At 63.6% G+C, this 19,799-nt stretch carries 20 protein-coding genes; 14 read left to right on the forward strand and 6 right to left on the reverse strand.

From position 1 onward, the window contains the following. The 7 genes from OOZ51_RS21345 to OOZ51_RS21375 all read left to right on the forward strand — a co-directional run. Positions 1-123 (forward strand): glycine cleavage T C-terminal barrel domain-containing protein (locus OOZ51_RS21345; protein ID WP_323054823.1); only part of this gene is annotated, 123 nt, incomplete at its 5' end. 554 nt (positions 124-677) lie between these two features. Beyond that, positions 678-1,061, forward strand: coding sequence for a glycine cleavage system protein GcvH (gcvH, locus tag OOZ51_RS21350; RefSeq protein ID WP_265981929.1), 384 nt, complete (start codon positions 678-680; stop codon positions 1,059-1,061). Beyond that, complete coding sequence (glyA, locus tag OOZ51_RS21355; protein ID WP_323054822.1) at positions 1,058-2,380, forward strand: serine hydroxymethyltransferase; 1,323 nt, start codon at positions 1,058-1,060, stop codon at positions 2,378-2,380. The genes gcvH and glyA overlap by 4 nt, the downstream gene beginning before the upstream one ends. A gap of 81 nt (positions 2,381-2,461) precedes the next feature. Next, positions 2,462-3,892, forward strand: coding sequence for an L-serine ammonia-lyase (locus OOZ51_RS21360; RefSeq protein WP_265981930.1), 1,431 nt, complete (start codon positions 2,462-2,464; stop codon positions 3,890-3,892). An 86-nt stretch (positions 3,893-3,978) separates the two neighbouring features. Beyond that, positions 3,979-4,800: a DNA/RNA non-specific endonuclease gene (locus OOZ51_RS21365; RefSeq protein WP_265981931.1), complete on the forward strand. Its 822-nt coding sequence runs from the start codon at positions 3,979-3,981 to the stop codon at positions 4,798-4,800. 94 nt (positions 4,801-4,894) lie between these two features. After that, complete coding sequence (locus OOZ51_RS21370; protein ID WP_265981932.1) at positions 4,895-5,968, forward strand: lipid II:glycine glycyltransferase FemX; 1,074 nt, start codon at positions 4,895-4,897, stop codon at positions 5,966-5,968. Between the two features lie 177 nt (positions 5,969-6,145). Then, positions 6,146-7,525, forward strand: coding sequence for a threonine/serine exporter family protein (locus OOZ51_RS21375; protein WP_416346418.1), 1,380 nt, complete (start codon positions 6,146-6,148; stop codon positions 7,523-7,525). Between the two features lie 38 nt (positions 7,526-7,563). Here the strand turns inward: OOZ51_RS21375 and OOZ51_RS21380 are convergent, their stop codons facing one another. Next, a complete protein-coding gene (locus OOZ51_RS21380; protein WP_265981934.1) occupies positions 7,564-8,403 on the reverse strand; it encodes a siderophore-interacting protein in 840 nt (279 codons plus the stop codon). A gap of 15 nt (positions 8,404-8,418) precedes the next feature. Further along, the gene (locus tag OOZ51_RS21385) at positions 8,419-9,186 is read right to left on the reverse strand and encodes a uracil-DNA glycosylase (protein WP_265981935.1); all 768 of its coding nucleotides are present in this window, start codon (positions 9,184-9,186) and stop codon (positions 8,419-8,421) included. A gap of 135 nt (positions 9,187-9,321) precedes the next feature. Between OOZ51_RS21385 and OOZ51_RS21390 the strand changes: the two genes are divergently transcribed. The 6 genes from OOZ51_RS21390 (at position 9,322) to OOZ51_RS21415 (ending at position 15,261) form a co-directional block, all read left to right on the forward strand. Then, positions 9,322-9,657, forward strand: coding sequence for a DUF3263 domain-containing protein (locus OOZ51_RS21390; RefSeq protein WP_416346417.1), 336 nt, complete (start codon positions 9,322-9,324; stop codon positions 9,655-9,657). Positions 9,658-9,706: 49 nt separating this feature from the next. After that, the gene (locus OOZ51_RS21395) at positions 9,707-10,327 is read left to right on the forward strand and encodes a LytR C-terminal domain-containing protein (RefSeq protein ID WP_265981936.1); all 621 of its coding nucleotides are present in this window, start codon (positions 9,707-9,709) and stop codon (positions 10,325-10,327) included. A 138-nt stretch (positions 10,328-10,465) separates the two neighbouring features. Next, complete coding sequence (locus tag OOZ51_RS21400; protein WP_265981937.1) at positions 10,466-10,669, forward strand: cold-shock protein; 204 nt, start codon at positions 10,466-10,468, stop codon at positions 10,667-10,669. 83 nt (positions 10,670-10,752) lie between these two features. After that, positions 10,753-12,003, forward strand: coding sequence for an ABC transporter substrate-binding protein (locus OOZ51_RS21405; protein WP_265981938.1), 1,251 nt, complete (start codon positions 10,753-10,755; stop codon positions 12,001-12,003). A 297-nt stretch (positions 12,004-12,300) separates the two neighbouring features. Next, positions 12,301-13,929, forward strand: a complete 1,629-nt coding sequence (gene groL / locus OOZ51_RS21410) for a chaperonin GroEL (RefSeq protein ID WP_265981939.1) — start codon at positions 12,301-12,303, stop codon at positions 13,927-13,929. Positions 13,930-14,187: 258 nt separating this feature from the next. Then, positions 14,188-15,261 (forward strand): ribonuclease HI family protein, encoded by a 1,074-nt coding sequence (locus OOZ51_RS21415; protein WP_265981940.1) that lies wholly within the window; start codon positions 14,188-14,190, stop codon positions 15,259-15,261. Between the two features lie 92 nt (positions 15,262-15,353). On the opposite strand, the gene OOZ51_RS21420 is transcribed toward OOZ51_RS21415, so the two are convergent. From OOZ51_RS21420 to OOZ51_RS21435, 4 genes are all read right to left on the reverse strand, one after another. Continuing rightward, positions 15,354-15,644 carry a WXG100 family type VII secretion target gene (locus OOZ51_RS21420; RefSeq protein ID WP_265981941.1) on the reverse strand — a complete coding sequence of 97 codons (291 nt, stop codon included), beginning with the start codon at positions 15,642-15,644 and terminating at the stop codon, positions 15,354-15,356. A gap of 157 nt (positions 15,645-15,801) precedes the next feature. Continuing rightward, a complete protein-coding gene (locus tag OOZ51_RS21425) occupies positions 15,802-17,283 on the reverse strand; it encodes a sensor histidine kinase (RefSeq protein WP_265981942.1) in 1,482 nt (493 codons plus the stop codon). A 2-nt stretch (positions 17,284-17,285) separates the two neighbouring features. Beyond that, a complete protein-coding gene (locus tag OOZ51_RS21430; protein WP_265981946.1) occupies positions 17,286-17,996 on the reverse strand; it encodes a response regulator transcription factor in 711 nt (236 codons plus the stop codon). Between the two features lie 82 nt (positions 17,997-18,078). Continuing rightward, on the reverse strand, positions 18,079-18,714 hold the full coding sequence (locus tag OOZ51_RS21435; protein ID WP_265981943.1) for a LysE/ArgO family amino acid transporter: 636 nt from the start codon (positions 18,712-18,714) through the stop codon (positions 18,079-18,081). A gap of 69 nt (positions 18,715-18,783) precedes the next feature. Here OOZ51_RS21435 and OOZ51_RS21440 point away from each other — a divergent pair, with 69 nt between their 5' ends. Next, entirely contained in the window at positions 18,784-19,692 is a 909-nt protein-coding gene (locus OOZ51_RS21440; protein WP_265981944.1) for a LysR family transcriptional regulator ArgP, read from the forward strand. The last annotated feature ends 107 nt before the right edge of the window (positions 19,693-19,799 follow it).

Consider the following 19,799-nt stretch of genomic DNA (forward strand, 5'->3'; position numbering starts at 1 on the left):
GTGGCGCTGGCCTATGTCGACGTCGAACACGCAGAACCCGGCACGGCGCTGGACGTAGACCTGCGCGGCAAAGCAGAGCCCTTCGAGGTTGTCGGATTACCGTTCTACAAGCGAGCCAAGTAAGTCTCGGTTGGCTCGCGGTTCCGGGGGGTGCGTGACTGTGGTTGCGTTTAGCCCGTCGGGACCGACATCCTCTGCGGGCTCGGTCGCGAAAGACGCCCGCTGGGCGGACGTGCCGCTCCCGAAGGGGCCCACACCGTTCGGGTTCCCTGGCCGAGCTTGCGAGGTTAGGGAGACGGTGGGGAGCATGCTGCCGGATGCCGGTCCCCGAAGGGGCCTGTATCTCACCTTCCGGTCAGCTCGCTTCGGGTACAGCTCAGTCCGCACCTTTGGCTCGCTTTCGAAAGCCAAAGGTGCTAGATGATGAGCCACCTGCCGCAGGTTGGCCCACGAGAACTGAATCGGCCAACGGGAACCACGGGTCCACAACTAAAACCGAAAGGGCCAGCGTTCTTTTCCGGAACTGTTGGCCTCGAAAACTGAACATGCCTCTAGCGGTGGGGGAGCGGCATCCGGCAGCGTGCGTCAAAGCGACGAAGGAGCAGCACGCAGAGGATGGCGGCCCCCGCCGCGTAACCTGACCACAACTGTTTTTAGACCAACGCAAAGGAAAAAACATGGCAAAAGTTGCACCTGAACTGCAGTACTCCGACGAGCACGAGTGGGTTGCCCGCGAAGCCGGGAACCTTGTTTCTGTCGGTATCTCCGCCGTGGCCACCGATGCCCTCGGCGATATTGTGTACGTTGACTTGCCCGAGGTCGGCTCCGCTGTGACTGCGGGGGAGACCTGCGGCGAGGTTGAGTCCACCAAGTCCGTATCGGACCTGTACTCCCCGGTGACGGGCGAGGTCACCGAAGTGAACGCCGCCGTCGTCGACGATCCTGCGCTGATCAACAACGATCCGTATGGTGCGGGCTGGCTTTTCAAGGTGGCCGCCGAGTCCGACGGTCCGCTGCTTTCCGCGGAGGAGTACGCTTCCAAGAACGGTGGCGAGCTGTGAGCGCCGCGAACGGAACCGCTGTGTTCGAGCAGGTTGTTTCGCCCAGCCTGGACACGCTCTTGTCCGAGCTGGATCCGGAGATCGCTGCGAAGATCGACGACGAGCTGAACCGTCAGCGTTCGGGCCTGGAAATGATCGCCTCGGAGAACCACACCGCCGTGGCCGTCATGCAGGCGCAGGGCTCGGTTCTGACCAACAAGTATGCCGAGGGCTACCCGGGCAAGCGTTACTACGGTGGCTGCGAGCACGTGGACGTCATCGAGCAGTTGGCCATCGACCGGGTGAAGGCCCTCTTCGGTGCCGGGTACGCGAACGTGCAGCCGCACTCCGGTGCCCAGGCAAACGCTTCGGTAATGCACGCCCTCATTAAGCCGGGCGACACCATCATGGGCCTGAACCTGGCCCATGGCGGGCACTTGACCCACGGCATGCGGATCAACTTCTCCGGCCGCCTGTACAACGTCGTGCCGTACCAGGTCCGCGAAGAGGACCACCGGATCGACATGGCCGAGGTGGAGCGCCTGGCCCTGGAGCACAAGCCGGCGCTGATCGTGGCCGGCTGGTCCGCGTATGCGCGCCAGTTGGACTTCGCCGAGTTCCGCCGGATCGCGGACCTGGTGGGCGCGTATTTGATGGTGGACATGGCGCACTTCGCCGGCCTGGTGGCCGCCGGCCTGCACCCGTCCCCGGTCCCGCACGCTCACGTCACGACCTCGACGACGCACAAGACCCTCGCCGGTCCGCGCGGCGGCATCATCCTGACCAACGACGCCGACATCGCCAAGAAGATCAACTCGGCTGTCTTCCCGGGCCAGCAGGGTGGTCCGTTGGAGCACGTGATCGCCGGTAAGGCCGTGGCCTTCAAGATCGCCGGCTCGGAAGAGTTCAAGGAACGCCAGGAGCGCGTTCTGGCCGGTGCCCGGATCCTGGCCGAGCGCCTCATCCAGCCCGACGTCACCGCCAAGGGGATCTCCGTGATTTCCGGTGGCACGGACGTGCACCTGGTGCTCGTGGACCTGCGCAACTGCGAACTCGACGGCCAGCAGGCCGAGGACCGCCTCGCCGAGATCGACATCACCGTCAACCGCAACGCGGTTCCGTTCGACCCGCGCCCGCCGATGGTGACCTCCGGTCTGCGGATCGGCACCCCGGCACTGGCAACGCGCGGATTCGGCGAGGCAGCGTTCCGCGAGGTTGCGGACATCATCGCCGAGGCACTGATCGCCGACGCCGACGCGGACCTCTCCGGCCTGCGTCACCGCGTGGAAGCCCTCGCCGCCGCGCACCCGCTCTACCCGGGCGTCGCGAACCTCAGCTGAGGTTCTCCGCGGCTGGCTCCGGTTCCGGGTTGGTTCCGGAGCCAGCTCACCCAACCACCACATATCTAGTTAGGAACCGACATGGCTGTTGGCGTCTTCGATCTTTTCTCTATCGGGATTGGTCCTTCGAGTTCGCATACCGTGGGGCCGATGCGTGCCGCGGCCGTGTTCGCGGGCGAACTCAAGGATTCCGGTGCGCTTGAGCGTGTGGTGTCGCTCCGGGTTGATCTGTACGGTTCGTTGGCGGCCACGGGCAGGGGCCACGGGACCATGACGGCGGTGCTTTTGGGCATGGAGGGCTATCACCCCGAGGAGATCCTCCCCGAGGAGGTGGAGGAACGGCTCGCTTCGATCGCCGAAACCGGCACATTGAACCTGGGTGGCGCCGTAGATCCCGAATCCGGGGTGGCCCTGCCGTATGGGGAGGCGGACATGATCCTGCACCCCCTCACGATCCTGCCCCGGCACACGAACGGGATGAAGTTCTCCGTCTCCGACGCCGACGGCAATGTGCTGCACGAGGCCACGTTCTTTTCCGTGGGCGGTGGCTTCATCGTCCGCGAGGGCGAGGAAGACGCCGCGCAGAAGGAACTGGAGGAGTCCAAGAAGGAACTCCCGCTGCCCTTCCGGACCGCCGCGGAGCTCATGGGCCGCTGTTCCTCCAAGGGACTGGGCATTTCGGACATCATGTTCATCAACGAACGCGCCTCCCGGACCGAAGAGGAAATCCGCGAAGGCCTGCTGCACATCTACTCCGTCATGGAGGAATGCGTCGAAACGTCCCTGAAGCGCGAAGGCGTGCTGCCCGGCGGGCTGAAGGTCCGCCGTCGGGCCCCGGACTGGCACGAGCGGCTCCTGAAGGAAACCAAAGGCCAGGACCCCGACTACCGGGACCCGAAGTACTGGCAGGAATGGGTGAACCTGATCGCCCTGGCCGTGAACGAGGAGAACGCCTCCGGCGGGCGCGTGGTCACCGCCCCGACGAACGGAGCCGCGGGGATCATCCCCGCCGTGCTGTATTACGCCTTGCACTTCGCCCCCGGCATGGACAAAGCCACGCAGCAGGACCGCGACGAGACGATCGTGAAGTTCCTGCTCGCCGCGGGCGCCGTCGGGGTGCTCTACAAGGAGCAGGCCTCGATCTCCGGTGCCGAAGTGGGCTGCCAGGGCGAGGTCGGCTCTGCCTCCTCCATGGCCGCCGCCGGATTGGCCGAAGTCATGGGCGGCTCCCCGGGGCAGGTGGAGAACGCGGCCGAGATCGCGATGGAACACAACCTGGGCCTGACGTGCGATCCGATCGGCGGACTTGTGCAGATCCCGTGCATCGAACGCAACGCGATCGCCGCGGCGAAGGCCATCAACGCCGCGAAGATGGCGCTCTGGGGTGACGGTACGCACCGGGTCTCCCTGGACGAGGTCATCGTGACCATGCGCGAAACCGGCAAGGACATGTCCTCCAAATACAAGGAAACCGCCATGGGAGGCCTCGCCGTCAACGTCGTGGAGTGCTGACGGTCTTCCGTCACCTATAAACGATCGGGCTTGTCGAGTTCAGCTAATGTCTGTTCAGTGTCGTACCCCAGTGCCATCATGTATCCATGAGCGGGGGATACAGCAGTGAATTTTTGCGGGCAGGCCTTGAGCTGCCCAGTCCGTCGGAAACGACGATTCTTCTTGATTACACCCACTTTTCGGTGCGGTTCCGTCCTGATCGCAGGTTGGCCGCAATTGTGGCGGTGAACATCGAGGGCAGCCAATTGGACCCCTTGGCACGCGAAGGAACCTGGCATTTCGATTCCAGGGTCCCCGAAGAGCAGCAGGCCGGTCCGGACGTCTATGCGAACAATGCCTTCGATCGTGGACATCTTGTGCGCCGGTTGGACCCCGTGTGGGGGGACCCTGCTACGGCCAAGACCGCCAACCAGGAAACGTTCGTGTTCACTAACGCGGCACCCCAGATCGACAAATTCAACCAAGGCAAGCAATTGTGGTCCGGTCTTGAGGACCACGTTCTTGGCCATGCCGGCGCCTTCGGCGCCAGGATGAGCGTCTTTACGGGACCGGTCTTCCGGGATGACGACCCTCCGTACCGCGGTGTGCACGTGCCGCGGAAATTCTGGAAGATTGCTGCGTGGACCAACGACGCCGAACTCGGTGCCGCCGGCTTCGTGGTGGATCAGACCCCGCTGCTGGACGTGGTGGAGATGGAGAAGGTCACCAAGGAACGCCTTCTCGCCGAAGAACCGCCGCCGCTGGGACCATTCCGCACATTCCAGGTGCCCATCAAGGAGATCGAGGACGTTACCGGGCTGTCGCTCGACGTTCTAGTCAACGCCGATCGCCTCGCCAAGGGCCAGCGGGAGCTTGGGGAGAAACCGAAGTCCATCCACTTGGAGGCCATGGAACAGATCAGGCTGTAGCTCGTCCTGGGGGCCGATAGACTTGAGCCTGAACGCCTGCGCCGCACACCGGTGCTTGCTGCCTCAAGTACGCAACTGATTGGACACGGCCCCCTTGCGAGAATTTACCGCACGCTTTGCCACCGCCGAGGAAATCGAACACTGGGACAAACACGTCACGGCCAATCCCAACGGCGGCAACCTCCTCCAATCCGAGGCATTCGCTGACGTGAAACAACACTTCGGCTGGAAGCCCCTGCACCTCGTTTACGAAACCCAGGACTACAGCAGCTACAACCTGGTCCTGGAGAAGTCGTTTCCGTTGCTCGGCAAGCTCTGGTACCTCATCAAGGGCCCGGACGTCGCCGGGGTCGAGGACATTCCGGGGATCGTCAAGGCCAACCAGGAATTCGCAAAGCGGGGCAAGCTCGGAGTGTTCGCCGTCAAAATCGAGCCGGACATTGTCCTCAGCGACCACGCCCGCGCCACGATCGAGGCCACGGGTGTGGTCAAGACCCCCAACCTGCAGCCGAACGACTCCACAGCCCTGCTGGATATTTCCCCGGAGGAGAACCAGCTACTGCGTAACCTCCATTCCCGCGGACGCAACGCGGTCCGCCGGGCTATCCGTGAAGGCGTCGAAGTCCAGACCATGGAGCCCACGGAAGAGAACTTCCGTTCCATGTATGCGCTGATGACCAACACCGTCGAGGCGAAGTCCCAGGTACGGGTCCGCGAATTCGGGTACTACCGCCAGTTCTGGACCAATTTCATCGACCGTGGCCAAGGCCGGCTCCTGTTCGTCTTCGAAAACGGTGTCCCCTCCGTTGGGGCCTTCGTCATCAACTACGGCCGGAAAGGCACGTACAAGGATGGCGGTTCGCTGCAGAAGCGCGCACAGTACGGTGATTCGCATTTGGTCCAGTGGACGGCCATCAACCAGGTCAAGGAACTGGGCTGCACCGAGTACGATTTCTGTGGCACTCCGCCCGCGGACCGGCTCAAGGACACCTCGCACCCGTTCCACGGACTCGGCCTGTTCAAGACCAGTTTCAGCAAGACCGTCACCGACTTCGTAGGCTGCTATGACCAAGTCATCAGCCCGCTGAAATACAAGCTGTGGACCGCTGCCGGAGAACGCATCGCCCGGCAGATCTACACCCGCCGGACGGGCCAGCAGTTCTACTAGAATCGCAGCGCTGACCCGTCAATCGTCTGTGGAACACCCAATATTTGGAGGAGCCCCGCCCTTTGGAGGAATACCCGCGTGACTGACCGCCCCGAAAACAGGCCCAACACGGACGGCTTGCCCAAGACGCAGCCCCTGAAGCCATCGCAGGTGCGCCAGAATGTCAACGCCAAACGCATGCTTCGCAAGCTCGTCCAGGGCGAGAATCCTCCCACCGCCCCCATGAGCATCGTGGACCGCCTCGCGGGCAGCCCCTACGCCAACCCCACCATCCAAGTGAGCGGTGTAGATGCTTCGGCCCGCAAGACCATCGATTTCGCGCTGCACATGGCCGAATCCATGTTTCGTTACGGAGCCGGTGCCCTGGAAGTCGAGACCAGCATCATCGCGGTCACGGCTTCACTCGGTTTGAAGAACATCGAAGTGGACATCACCAACCAGTCGGTCCAGATCAACTATGCGCCCAAGGACCAGACTCCGCTCACCCTGCTCCGGGTAGTCCGCTCTTGGACCAACAACTATGCGGGGTTGGCCCAAGTGCACCAGCTCGTCACGGACATCGTGGCTGGCGGCGTGGGCAGGGCAGAAGCCGTCCGCCGGCTGGATGACATCATCCGGAGCAGCAAGCCCTATCCGCGGTGGATCGTCACTATGGCGTTCGGCGTCTTCTCCGCTGCTTTCGTCGGCGTACTGGGAGGGGGACTCGGAGCCTCCACCCTGGCCTTCGTTTCCAACATGCTCATCAACCTCGTGGCCCGGCAATTGGGCAAGTGGCGTACGCCGGACTTCTTCGTGACGGCTGCGTGCTCCTTCCTGGTCACGTTTATCGCGTTCATGCTGCGCTGGGCAGGGGCAGACATCCCGCCATCCATAGTCGTGGCGGGCGGCATCCTGTTGCTGTTGCCAACGGGAAGGCTCGTCTCTTCGGTGCAAGACGCTATCAACGGATTCCCGGTCACGGCGGCCGGACGTTTCCTGTCCACCATCCTGACCTTCGGCGCGATCGTCGCCGGGATCGCCGTCGCGGTGGTTGTTGGCGATCTCACGGGCAGCGTCGCGATCGACGTCACCCAAACATTCCCCGAGGCGTATCCATTGTGGGGCCAGGCGATCCTGATCGCCGTGGCTGTGATTGCCATCGGCATCACCGAACAGACCCTGCTTAAACTACTGCTCCCGACGGCGGCAGTAGGTTTGGTGGGTTACTTCGTCTTGTGGGGGGCCTCCAACCTCGGCATCGGAGACCGGCTCTCGCCTGCGATTTCCGCCGTGATCATCGGCTTGTTGGCGCGCATGGTGGCGCTCAAACTCGGTGCACCGCAATTGGTGGTGGCCGTCCCTGCGGCCCTCATCCTGTTGCCCGGACTGAAGATATTCCGGTCCATGTATGTTTTGACGGTTCAGGAAGCGGACGTCTTGCTGGGCTCGGGGGGCATGCTCAACGCGGGCGCAATCGTGCTGGGTGTGGCAGCGGGAATTGTGCTGGGAGACAATCTTGCCCGCCCGTTGACCAAGGGACTGGCCAGCAACGAGCGTCGCCGCGTGCGCAGGCGCTAAGCCGCGGAGGCCGCTAGAGCCCCCAAAACGCGGGGGCTCTAGATCTGCCCGATCGGGAGTTTCTTTTCCGCCTGGAAATCGTCCTCAACGCGACCCTGGGCCCAGTATCCGGAGAGCGATACTTGGGAGCGCTCCAGCCCGCGCTGCTTGAAGAAGATATCCCGGAGGCCCTTCATGTAGCCGCGTTCACCATGCGCAAACACATCCACCCGGCCGGGCAACCACTCTGCCTCGCCCAAGGCATCGAGCAGGATCGAGCTCGATCCTGCCGGGACTCCGGAGCGAAACAGCCAGCGCAGCTCCACGCCATCGGGCGCGGCGATATCAAGGATGTCGGCGTCGCTATCGACCTCAAGGAAAGCAAGGCCCCTGGCGCCAGCCGGCAGGGATTCGATCGACGCGGCAATCGCCGGGAGCGCGGCGTCGTCGCCCGCGAAAAGGTACCAGTCGGCGTCGGGCGCCGGGTTGTAGGCGCCGCCCGGCCCCGTGAAGACCAGCGCGTCGCCGGGCTGGGCAGCCAGGGCCCATGGGCCCGCAAGGCCCTCGTCGCCGTGGACCACAAAGTCGATTGCAAGTTCCTGGGCGGCTTCGTCCACCCAGCGGATGGTGTAGGTGCGGGTGTACGGCCATTGGTCGCGCGGCATGGTCTCGCGGATGGCCCAGAGATCCAGCGGCAGCTCGTAGTCGACGCCGGGCTGCGGGAACACGATCTTCACATACCGGTCCACGAAGTCGTTGTTCGCGTAACCGGCAAATCCCGGTCCACCTGCAATGATGCGCACCATGTGGGGCGAAAGCTGCTCCGTGCGCAGCACTGTCAGGTTCACCTGGGGGCGGGTATTGCGGGACGCAGACGACGTCGCGGGCAAAGATGTCATGTAGGCAAGCCTAAGCTAGGGCAACGGTGGAAGTTCCCAGATGACGGGGTCTGCGCCCTGCGAACGGAGAAGGGCGTTGGCCCGGCTGAACGGGCGTGAGCCGAAGAAACCCCGCGACGCCGACAGCGGGCTGGGGTGCGCGGAAGTGATCGCGGGGGCGCCGCCGAGCAGGGCCTGAACCCTCTCGGCGTCCTTGCCCCACAGGATCGCGACGAGCGGACTCTGCTGCCCGGCAACTGTGCGGCGCGCGGCGACGGCGGTGACTGCCGCCGTCGTAATGACCTCCCAGCCTTTGCCCCGGTGCGAGCCGGCCGCACCCGCGGCGACGCTCAGGACCCTGTTCAACAGGAGAACCCCTTGGCCTGTCCAAGCCGAGAGATCGCCGTGCACCCGCGGCGGCAGGCCGAGATCTGACTCCATCTCCCGGTAGATGTTTGAAAGGCTGCGGGGAATGGGCCGGGTTTGCCCGGAAACCGCGAAAGAGAGCCCGACGGCGTGTCCCGGCGTCGGGTAGGGGTCCTGGCCCAGGAGCAGCACTTTGACGTCGGCAAGCGGCTGCCGGAAAGCACGAAGGATGTTCGACGCCGCAGGCAGCACCTGGGTTCCGCGGGCGGCCTCGCCCGCCACGAAGGCCAGCACTGAGCGCAACTCGTCCTCGACGCCGGAAAGCGCCTCGGCCCAGTCCGGAGCCATCAGGTCCTCCCAGGCTTTTTCCGGGAGTGCCTCGAATTCGGCGGAGTGATCTTCGGATTCAAGCTCAAACAACGGTTCTTCGCCTGCCATCCAGCCATTGTCCCTGTAAGCGGTCTCTGGGGGAAAGCGGCTCCACTGGAGGCGGCGGGGCGAATGACAACGATGTTATTCGCCCGGTACCATGGGGGTGGGACATTTTCAGTCAATGCGTCGAAGGAGTGTGTCGTGGCAGAACCCGCACGGGAATCCATGGCGTCCGAAGCAACTGGATTGGTGCTCGAAGACCTGTCCGCAGGAATCCGCAGCGACTCGCCGCTGGGCGAGCGCGAACAGCAGATGCTCGCCTTGGAGCGGCAATGGTGGAAGTACGCCGGGGCCAAGGAACAGGCCGTTAGGGAGCTCTTCGATCTTTCGGCCACCCATTACTACCAGCTCCTCAATGCTCTCATCGACACCGAGGAAGCATTGACGCACGATCCTATGCTCGTCAAGAGATTGCGTAGACTACGTATGTCACGTCAGAGGGCCCGCACGGCGCGCCGCCTTGGTTCTGACGCGTAAAGCACACGCTGATCCCCCAGCAAGCAAGCAGCAAGGACAAGGCTTCACCATGACCAAATTTGCCCGGGATGAATTCGACCGCGTCCCGCAGAGCTCATCGCGGCAGGGTGTCCACCGGCTCGTCGCCACCGCTTCCCGCCCCGCACTATGGCCTGTGCTCCTTCTGGGTGGCATTGCGCTGGCTGTAGGGCTCGTTGCGTTCCTCATCCTTCCGAAGCTTGGGTTTACGTCCTCGACGACGCCGCAAGCGGCCGTTACCGCGAACGCCTCCAAGCAAAGCGCCGCGGCCTCCGCCCCGGCACCGTCGGTAAGCACTTCTGCGAGCAGCCCGGTGCAGCCATCCAGCCAGCCGGGTGACACCTCTTCCAGCGCGCCGACGCCTACCACGGCGCCGCTGGACAAAACCGCGACAGTCGCGGTCTACAACGGCACCGCCACCGGTGGCCTGGCTGCCCGGGTGGCCGGCGTCGTGCAAGGCGGGGGCTGGCCGCTGTCCACGGTCGCGAACTGGGGCGGCATGCCCCAGCAGACATCGTCGGTCTTTTACAAGGGCCCGGCCCAGAAAGGCAACGCTGAAGCCCTCGGCAAGCTGCTGGGCATCGCAAACCTCGTGGACAGTGCCGAATTCCCGCAGCCAGTGGTTGTCATTCTGGGGCCGGGATACAAGTAGAACTCGGTTACGCCTCAATAACATTGCTGCCACCCACACCCAAGGTTGCGGTACTGCAACGTGACTGTGGTTACAGTAGTTGTGAGCTGGCCCGGAGATCCCGGAAGCCGGCCACCGCTAGTTGAAAGTGTGGGGATCATGGCTTTGGGAACCGTCAAATGGTTCAATGCCGAAAAGGGCTACGGATTCATCACCGTGGATGAGTCCGGTGACGACATCTTTGTGCATTGGTCCGCTATCCAGATGGATGGCTTCCGTGCCCTCGAAGAAGGACAACGGGTCGAGTTCGAACTGGGCGAGGGCCAAAAGGGCCCGCAAGCAGAAAGCGTGCGTCTTATCTAGTGGGTGTTGCGGCAACAAGGCTGTCCCGGCCCTTTGGAGGGCGCCGGTCCCGGGTAGTTTCTCTTCTGGCAGGCGGTGCTGCTTTGGCACTAGCACTGGCCGGATGCTCCGCCACCGTAGGCAACGCCAGGCTTGATGCTGTTACGCCGAGCGGCGACGGCGTCCTGCGCGTTGGGGTGATTCTGGACAACAGCGGTGGTTCCGCGTTCCTCAACGATTCAGAGCTGGCGGCGGCCAAGCTGGCCGTCAAGCAGATCAACGACGCCGGCGGATACAAAGGCCACCCTGTTGAGTTGCTTCCGGCGTCGGCCGCCAGTGACGGCAGCAGCGCTGCGGCCTTCACCGCTGACACTGCGGCGCAAGCCAAGGCATTGCTTGGAGCTCACGCCGACGTGGTCGTGGGGCCAACGGATTCCAGCCATGCTGTCGCCGCTATCGACGTTCTCTCACCCGCCCGGGTTCCGCTCATCTCGCCTTCCAACACCGCCTCCGGACTCAGTAGCTACAAGAGCGGCGGCTTCTACTTCCGCACCTCGGCCGCCGATACCGCGCAAGGAAGTGTTCTGGCGAAGCTGGCGCACGACGCCGGCGCCAAGAGGCTTTCCGTCCTGCACGAAGCCGGGGACTACGGTACGCGTGTCTCCGGAGCAGTCATGGACGCTGCCCGCGGCCTCGGAATGGATGCCGTATCCAACGTGGAATTCGCGGCCGGCAAAGCAGCTCCGGCTGCGGCGAGCATCAAGTCCGGCACGCCGGACGCCGTCGTCGTGGTTGCCCGTGACGGTGCCCAGGGCGCCCTGGCCGAGCTTCTGAACGCGGGGCTGAAAGGCAAGAAGCTGCTCTTGAGCGATGGCGCTATCCGCCAATACGGAACCACGCTCGGTGCCGGTGGGCTTGACGGCGCGCGTGGCATTCTCCCCGGGGTCTTCCCGAGTGTGGAGTTCCAAGCCGGGCTGACGGGGATCGCCCCCAATCTCAAGGACACAACGTATGCAGCCGAAACGTACGACGCCGTCACTCTCGCGGCGATTGCCGCCGCTGCAGCGAACGACGACGCCGGGGCCTCGATCGCCGCTTGGCTCACCACCGTATCCGGCGGGGTGCGTCCGACGTCGGGTGATGCGGCCTCGAAAGAGCGCACATCCTGTGCGTCATACAAGGATTGCCTCGAGGTGCTGAAGGGAGCGAAGCTCCCTGATTACGACGGCGAGTCCGGCACCATCGGATTCGACGCCAACGGGGACGTTACCTCGTCCAACTACATGGTCTTCACGTATGGCGCTGACAACACGGCGCGCGTCAGCGGCAAAGAGACCGCCTCACGGACGCCGTGATTGGCTGTGCCGATAGCGAATTCGCCCGGCGTGGCGACTATTTTCCGACACTTCTGCTTGCACTCTCCTCGGGTGAGTGCTAATTATTGATTAGCACTCTCAAGCATTGACTGCTAATTCTTCGTGTGGCTCCGGCCGCTTGGAAGTGGTGGGGGTGCTTGGGAGAACAAAGAACACCTTGCTGGGGTGAGATCCGGACCACGCGGCGTACAGAGGCCGAATGTGAAGGATCGTCCGTCGCGGGCACCGCAGTGAAGGCACCTTCTTAACGACTGTCCCGAAAGGACTACCGCCGTTATGGCCAAGATCATTGCATTTGATGAAGAGGCACGCCGCGGTCTCGAGCGGGGTCTTAACATCCTCGCCGACGCCGTCAAGGTCACCCTCGGCCCGCGTGGACGCAACGTCGTCCTCGAAAAGAAGTGGGGCGCCCCCACGATCACCAACGATGGTGTTTCCATCGCCAAGGAGATCGAACTGGACGACCCGTTCGAGAAGATCGGCGCCGAGCTGGTCAAGGAAGTTGCCAAGAAGACGGATGACGTCGCTGGCGACGGCACCACCACCGCCACCGTTCTGGCCCAGGCACTGGTCAAGGAAGGCCTGCGCAACGTAGCTGCCGGCGCCGACCCGCTGTCCCTCAAGCGCGGCATCGAGAAGGCTGTTGAAGCCGTCATCCGCGAGCTGCTTGCTTCCGCCAAGGAAATCGAAACCAAGGAAGAGATCGCAGCCACGGCTTCCATCTCTGCTGGCGACTCCGAAATCGGTAACCTCATTGCTGAAGCCCTGGACAAGGTTGGCAAGGAAGGCGTCATCACGGTCGAGGAGTCCAACACCTTCGGCCTGGAGCTTGAGCTCACCGAAGGCATGCGCTTCGACAAGGGTTACATCTCCGCTTACTTCGTCACCGACGCAGAGCGCCAGGAAACGGTCCTCGAAGACCCGTACATCCTGATCGTCAACTCCAAGATCTCCAACGTGAAGGAACTCGTTGCGGTCCTGGAGAAGGTCATGCAGTCCAACAAGCCGCTGCTGATCATCGCCGAAGACATCGAGGGCGAGGCCCTGGCCACCCTGATCGTCAACAAGATCCGCGGCACCTTCAAGTCCGTTGCCGTCAAGGCTCCGGGCTTCGGTGACCGCCGCAAGGCTCAGCTCGCCGACATCGCCATCCTCACCGGTGGCCAGGTCATCTCCTCCGAGGTCGGTCTGAGCCTCGAGAACGCAACCCTCGAACTGCTCGGCAACGCCCGCAAGGTCGTTGTCACCAAGGACGAGACCACCATCGTCGAAGGTGCCGGCGACGCCGACGCCATCGCCGGTCGTGTTGCACAGATCCGTGCCGAGATCGAGAACTCCGACTCCGACTACGACCGCGAGAAGCTGCAGGAACGCCTGGCCAAGCTGGCCGGCGGCGTTGCAGTCATCAAGGCCGGTGCCGCAACCGAAGTTGAGCTCAAGGAACGCAAGCACCGCATTGAGGACGCTGTCCGCAACGCGAAGGCTGCCGTTGAAGAAGGTATCGTCGCCGGTGGTGGCGTTGCCCTCATCCAGGCCGGTGCCAAGGCATTCGCCAACCTGCAGCTCGAAGGCGACGAAGCAACCGGCGCCAACATCGTCCGCGTTGCCATCGACGCTCCGCTCAAGCAGATCGCTTACAACGCTGGCCTCGAGCCGGGCGTTGTCATCGACAAGGTCCGCGGCCTGCCGTCGGGCCACGGCCTGAACGCTGCAACCGGCGTTTACGAAGACCTGCTGGCTGCCGGCGTCAACGACCCCGTAAAGGTCACGCGCTCGGCACTCCAGAACGCTGCCTCCATCGCTGGTCTGTTCCTGACCACCGAGGCCGTCGTTGCCGACAAGCCGGAGAAGCACGCTCCGGCCATGGGTGGCGGCGACGACATGGGCGGCATGGGCGGCTTCTAAGCCCCCGCGCTAGCTCACAAGCCACACGCACGACGGCGGTTCCCACCTCAGGTGGGGGCCGCCGTCGCCGTTTAACCGACGCTCGTTCACTTACGTCGGGTGTCCTTTCGACGCTCGCTCACTTCTACTGCAGGAGGATTTGGGAATTGGGCGCAAGAGCTGAAGGAGGGTTTGAATTTTTGGGCCCAAAAGTGAAGGAGCGTCGTTCGGGGGTCTGGAGGTCGGGGAGTGTCAGGGTGGTCTGGCAGGATGGAAACCATGACGATTATTGCTGCCGCCGATGGTTCTGCCCTCGGCAATCCCGGGCCTGCTGGTTGGGCCTGGTACGTGAACGACTCTTGTTGGCGGGCCGGCGGGTGGCCGCACGGAACCAACAACCAGGGCGAGCTCATGGCCGTGCTGGACCTCTTCCGGTCCACGGCACATGTTCCCCAGGAAGAGCTGAAGATCCTCTGCGACAGCCAATATGTCATCAACTGCATCACCAAGTGGATGCCAGGCTGGAAGCGCAAGGGGTGGCGCAAGGCAGACGGAAAGCCTGTCTTGAATGTCGATCTGCTCAAGGATATCGACCAGGCCATTGTCGGCCGGAAATACACGTTTGAGTGGGTCAAGGGCCATGCAGGTCACGACCTCAACGAGGCCGCCGACGATCGCGCCCGTGCCGTCGCCACTGCATACCAGCAAGGTACAGCCGCTCCCAGCGGCCCGGGTTACCCGGGAGCCGATGAACCCGGACGATCCGAGCCCCTCAATCGCTCTCCTCGCCCAACGGGGCCTTCAGGCCGCGCCGTAACTGTGGAACCACCGTCGCTTTTCGACGGCGCTGACGCCCAGGACGAAGACCTCACACTGTTCGGCGATCAGGATCTTTCCCATGAGTCGGTGAGGGGCGCCGGGCCGGACGCGTTCGCAGAGCCAGAGACATTCATCGAGCCCACTCTGTTCGCAGGGTTTGAAGAGGTTGCACCCCTTAGCCAGAGTGGCGGGCGCCCGGACGAAGACACTGTTGTTCTTCTTGAGAGGGAGCTCCTGAGGCCTGACGTCAGAGGAGATCTTGGGCGTACGGGGATGCTGCTTCACCCGGATTTCACCGAGATTGGCAGCTCGGGTCGTATTTGGTCCCGCGACGAACTCATGATGGCGTTGGAGGACAACCCAGGCGAAACCGCCGAGGTAGAGGTCATTTCCGCGGACCGTATTTCAAGCAACACCATTCTGCTCAGCTACCGGAGCTATGGACGAACCGGCCCGGCACTGCGGAGTTCGATCTGGGTGCTCGGCGACGGCCGGTGGCGCTTGCGTTTCCACCAGTCGACCCCCGAGAAGTAGCGACGGAGAAGCACCGCGGCAGAGAATTGGTTGTCAGTCCGGAATCCGGTGGGGAAGCGCAAGCACCGCCCCACCGGACAACGCCAGGGCGCCTAGTAGCTGAACCGCTGGGTGTTGCCTTGCTCGGCCTCCAGATAAGTTGCCGCGGCGGAGGACAGCGCCAGATTGATGGATGCCAGCGAGGCCTCGACTTTGTTCTGGGTCAACGTCCACTCGGAGACGAGGGCCTGGAAATTGTTGGCCGCAGATCCCTTCCACGTGGCCTGAAGTTCGTCCAGGCCGAATTTCATCGCCTGGACGTCGGCGCTGATGCGATCTACGGTGGCCTTGACGTTGGCGGATTTGAGCTGGAGCAGTTCGGTATCGACGGAAATGACGCTCATGGGGCGTTGCCTTTCAACTAAAGGTGTCCGCAGATGCGGCTGGCTTGTGGTCCACGAATCGAGCCTAAAAGCCGCCGAACGGCCCTGCCAGAGCCGAACCCGCCTATGTGGACAACTTGCCGCCCCAGCCCTGAATGCTCCGCCAACCCGGCCGGCGCTAGTCGGAGATTTCCGCCTCAGCAACGCTCGCGTCTTCAGGCACCTCGGACACATCGTCCTGGAAAGGGAGGCTGACAACCAAAGTGGCCCCGCCGCCGTCGGTCTCTTCGACCCTTACCGTGCCGCCGTGGGAGCCCACGATAGCGGCCACAATGGCAAGCCCCAGGCCGCTGCCGCCGGTCTCCCGCGTGCGCGAGGTATCCGCGCGGTAGAAGCGTTCGAAGATCCTGGGCAGCTCCTCGGCCGGAATGCCGCTGCCGTGATCCCGCACCTCGAGAACAGAGAACATCCCCGACGGAGTGTTCCGAACCCCGACGGCGAGCTCAATCGGCGTTCCTTCGGGCGTATAGCGCAGGGCGTTCCCCACCAGGTTTCCCAGGACCTGCCGAAGCTTGGCCTCGTCGCCCTGGACCGGCGCAGGGGCGGCCGCCCCGCCGTCGAGCCCTGTCAGTGAAATCTTCCGCTCGCCGGATGTCGCGAGGGAGTCCACGGCGGCGTCGTTCGCCAGCAGCTGCAGGTCCACCGGTTTGAGCTGCAGGGGCCTTTGTTCGTCCAGGCGGGCAAGCAGGAGCAGGTCTTCCACCATGGATCCCATGCGCTTTGCTTCGCTTTCGATCCTGCCCATGGCGGTGCCCACGTCTTCCGGCGTCGCAAGGGCTCCGTGGCGATAGAGCTCGGAGAACCCGCGGATGGTGACCAGGGGAGTGCGCAGCTCGTGGGAGGCGTCGGCTGCGAATCGCCGCATTCGGGCTTCGGAAGCCGCCCGCGCGGCAAAGGACGATTCGATGTGGGCGAGCATGGCGTTGAGGGAGCCGCCTAGGCGGCCGACCTCAGTGACCGGATTCTCGACTTCCACGCGGCGCGAGAGATCACCAGCGGCGATAGCGGCCGCCGTCTTTTCAACGCGCGCGAGGGGGCGGAAGGAGCGTGCAACGGTCCAGGTGGCGATGAAGAACGCGAGCACCAAGGTCAGGAGCCCGACGCCGACTACCACGAGGGTGGCGTGTTCCATGACCTTGTCCACGGGAGACAGGGGCAGCCCGACGATCACCACTGCGTTTTGCCCGGTCCGGTTGTCCACGACGTTGACTGCTACTACACGCCAATTGCCGCCGGCGGTGCCACCCACTTGGAAGGGCGCGTAGTTCCGGTCCTTGGCTTCAACCGGGCTGATGTTGGCGATGCCCGGCCGATCGGTCTTGCTGCCGCCGAACGGATAGGGCGGCTGGCCCTGGACGTAGAGCGTCAGGGAATAGTCCGTGGGCACGGCCGGGTTAGGCTCGGACAGGTTGGCAAAAGATTGCTGCTGCTGGGCGATCTGGACGGCGGTCTTGAGCTTGTCGTCCACCTGCCCTTGGAGGTAGCTCTTGACAAGCGTCAGCGTCCCGGCGCCGGTGGCGGCCAGGGCAAGGAGCAGCAGTCCCATGATGATGGCAACCAGCTGCGACCTGAGGGAGGCCGACTTCCAACGGTTAAACAAAGTCAGCGTTTCTCGGCCGTCCGCAGTACGTAGCCCACGCCACGCTTTGTCTGGATCAGCGCAGCTGCGTCCGGGTCAATGTCCACTTTGCGTCGGAGGTAGGAAATGTAGGATTCCACGATCGAGGCGTCTCCGTTGAAGTCGTATTCCCAGACATGGTCCAGGATTTGCGCCTTGGACAGCACTCGGTTGGGGTTCAGCATGAGGTAGCGGAGCAGCTTGAACTCGGTGGGCGACAGCTCGATGATGGTGCCGCCGCGGCGGACCTCGTGGGCGTCGTCGTCGAGCTCCAGGTCGTCCACGCGGATGACGGCGTCGTCGTCTTCCATAGGCTGCGTGCGGCGCAGTACAGCGCGGATCCGCGCCACAACTTCATCCAGGCTGAATGGCTTGGTGACGTAGTCGTCGCCGCCTACGGTCAGGCCCATGACCTTGTCTTCGGTATCATCCTTGGCGGTCAGAAACAGGACAGGGAAGTGCTTTCCCGCGGCACGAAGGCGGCGGGTGACGGTGAACCCGTCCATGTCGGGGAGCATGACGTCCAGTACCGCGAGGTCCGGAGAGTGGAGATCGGCGGCAGCGAGGGCTTCGCGCCCGTTCGACGCCGCAACGACCTCAAAACCGGCAAAACGCAGCGAGGTGGACAGCAGCTCGCGGATGTTGGGTTCGTCGTCGACGACGAGGAGCTTGGCTTCGGGGCCGTTCTTTTTCATAGCATTCATGATGCTCCCAGTTTCTGGGAGTTGACTGGATGCTTGTTGTGAGAATTGCCGGGGTGTCGTGGCAGCCGGCGGGTTAGCTGCCCAAAGCCAGCCCGACGCCGAGCCCCACCATAGTGACGGCAATCCCGCCGTCGAGGATTCGCCAGGATGCCGGGCGCGCAAAGAAGCCGCGGAGCAATTTCGCGCCGAATCCGAGCGAACAGAACCACAGGATGCTGCCCAGCATCGCTCCGGCGCCGAACCACCACTGGAGCCCATCCGCCTGTGCGTTCGCCACAGATCCCAGGAGCAGCACGGTATCCAGATAGACGTGGGGGTTGAGCCAGGTGAGTGCCAGGACAGTGGCCAACGCGGGCGCCAGTCCACCGCGTCCGGCGTCCGGGGACCCCGGGTCCGCAGACAAGAGCGCTTGCGGCTTGAGTATCCGCCTCGCCGCCATCACCCCGTACGTCACCAGGAATGCGGCACCAACATAGCGGAGTACGACGACGGCGGCCGGCGCCGCTGCGATGAGGGCACCTGTGCCGAGCACCCCCGCCGCGATGAGCACGGCGTCCGAGATGGCGCACACCGCGACGATTGGTCCGACGTGCTCGCCACGGATTCCTTGCCGGAGGACGAAGGCGTTTTGCGCACCGATGGCAACGATGAGGGCCAGGCCGGTACCGAGACCAAGCCCGGCAGCATGGAGGATGTCAGGCGAGTTCATCCTTCGAGGTTAGGTTTCGCCGCCAGCATTAGTCCAGCTAAACATTCTTAGGCACCGTAAGATCATCTTATGGCTAGATTCTCTTCCGAACAGCTGCACACTTTCGCCGCAGTGCTCACCGAAGGCACACTCGACGCCGCTGCCCGGCTACTGAACGTCACGCCGTCGGCGGTCTCCCAACGCCTCAAGGCGCTGGAACAAGCATCCGGCAGGGTATTGCTGCAGCGCAGCAATCCGGTCCAGGCGACGGAGTCAGGACAGGTGGTTCTCAGGCTCGCGCGGCAGCTCGCCCAGCTGGAGGCCGACGCCGAACTTGAGCTGGGTCTGCCAGGCGAGTCGCCTATGGTCTCGGTGCCTATCGTGGTCAACGCGGACTCCCTGGCTGTTTGGTTCCTCAAGGCCCTCGCCAGGGTCCCCGCGGAGTTGAACGCCGTCTTCGACCTCCACCGGGACGATGAGCAATATTCCACGTCGATGCTGCGCGCCGGAACAGTGATGGCTGCCGTGACGGCGACCCCCGAGCCGGTACAGGGCTGCCGTGTGGAGCCCCTGGGAAGCATGCGATACCGCGCCGTCACCACTCCGGAATTCAGGGCACGTTGGCTTCCCGACGGCGTGGACGTCGCCTCCCTCCGCGAAGCTCCGGCCGTGGACTTTGATCGCAAGGATCAGTACCAGCAGCGCTTCCTGGAACTCATAGGCGGCGCGGCACGTGGGATGGAACCGGCCGGGCCGCGTCACTACGTTCCGTCCACCCAGGAGTTCGCTGATGCCATTCGTTTGGGTCTCGGATGGGGACTCTTGCCAGAGGCGCAGTGCAAACAGGACATAGAGAATGGGCACCTGGTGGAACTCGCTCCCGAGCGGCCGTTGGACGTTCCCTTGCACTGGCAACGGTGGCGGACACCGTCACGGATACTGGACGCCGTGAGTGAGGCGGTCCGCAGCACGGCCGCGGAAGTGCTGCGCTCGGCCTGAACAAGCGCGGCCCGAGCCAACGCGGCCTAAACCGAAGTTACGTCGGCCTCTTGTCTGGATTCGTTGAGTTTCCGGGCAGGAGGCCTTCTTTCGGTCGGAAGATGTAG

Origin of the sequence: Arthrobacter rhizophilus (genome assembly GCF_026241105.1) — a bacterium.
Lineage (GTDB): Bacteria > Actinomycetota > Actinomycetes > Actinomycetales > Micrococcaceae > Arthrobacter.

What these genes read in the sequence shown, in the direction of transcription:
- gcvH (WP_265981929.1), top strand. Translation starts at nt 678, where the DNA reads ATGGCAAAAGTTGCACCTGAACTGCAGTACTCCGACGAGCACGAGTGG.
- OOZ51_RS21360 (WP_265981930.1), top strand. Translation starts at nt 2,462, where the DNA reads ATGGCTGTTGGCGTCTTCGATCTTTTCTCTATCGGGATTGGTCCTTCG.
- OOZ51_RS21365 (WP_265981931.1), top strand. Translation starts at nt 3,979, where the DNA reads ATGAGCGGGGGATACAGCAGTGAATTTTTGCGGGCAGGCCTTGAGCTG.
- OOZ51_RS21375 (WP_416346418.1), top strand. Translation starts at nt 6,146, where the DNA reads ATGCTTCGCAAGCTCGTCCAGGGCGAGAATCCTCCCACCGCCCCCATG.
- OOZ51_RS21380 (WP_265981934.1), bottom strand. Translation starts at nt 8,403, where the DNA reads ATGACATCTTTGCCCGCGACGTCGTCTGCGTCCCGCAATACCCGCCCC.
- OOZ51_RS21385 (WP_265981935.1), bottom strand. Translation starts at nt 9,186, where the DNA reads ATGGCAGGCGAAGAACCGTTGTTTGAGCTTGAATCCGAAGATCACTCC.
- OOZ51_RS21395 (WP_265981936.1), top strand. Translation starts at nt 9,707, where the DNA reads ATGACCAAATTTGCCCGGGATGAATTCGACCGCGTCCCGCAGAGCTCA.
- OOZ51_RS21400 (WP_265981937.1), top strand. Translation starts at nt 10,466, where the DNA reads ATGGCTTTGGGAACCGTCAAATGGTTCAATGCCGAAAAGGGCTACGGA.
- groL (WP_265981939.1), top strand. Translation starts at nt 12,301, where the DNA reads ATGGCCAAGATCATTGCATTTGATGAAGAGGCACGCCGCGGTCTCGAG.
- OOZ51_RS21415 (WP_265981940.1), top strand. Translation starts at nt 14,188, where the DNA reads ATGACGATTATTGCTGCCGCCGATGGTTCTGCCCTCGGCAATCCCGGG.
- OOZ51_RS21420 (WP_265981941.1), bottom strand. Translation starts at nt 15,644, where the DNA reads ATGAGCGTCATTTCCGTCGATACCGAACTGCTCCAGCTCAAATCCGCC.
- OOZ51_RS21430 (WP_265981946.1), bottom strand. Translation starts at nt 17,996, where the DNA reads ATGAAAAAGAACGGCCCCGAAGCCAAGCTCCTCGTCGTCGACGACGAA.
- OOZ51_RS21435 (WP_265981943.1), bottom strand. Translation starts at nt 18,714, where the DNA reads ATGAACTCGCCTGACATCCTCCATGCTGCCGGGCTTGGTCTCGGTACC.
- OOZ51_RS21440 (WP_265981944.1), top strand. Translation starts at nt 18,784, where the DNA reads ATGGCTAGATTCTCTTCCGAACAGCTGCACACTTTCGCCGCAGTGCTC.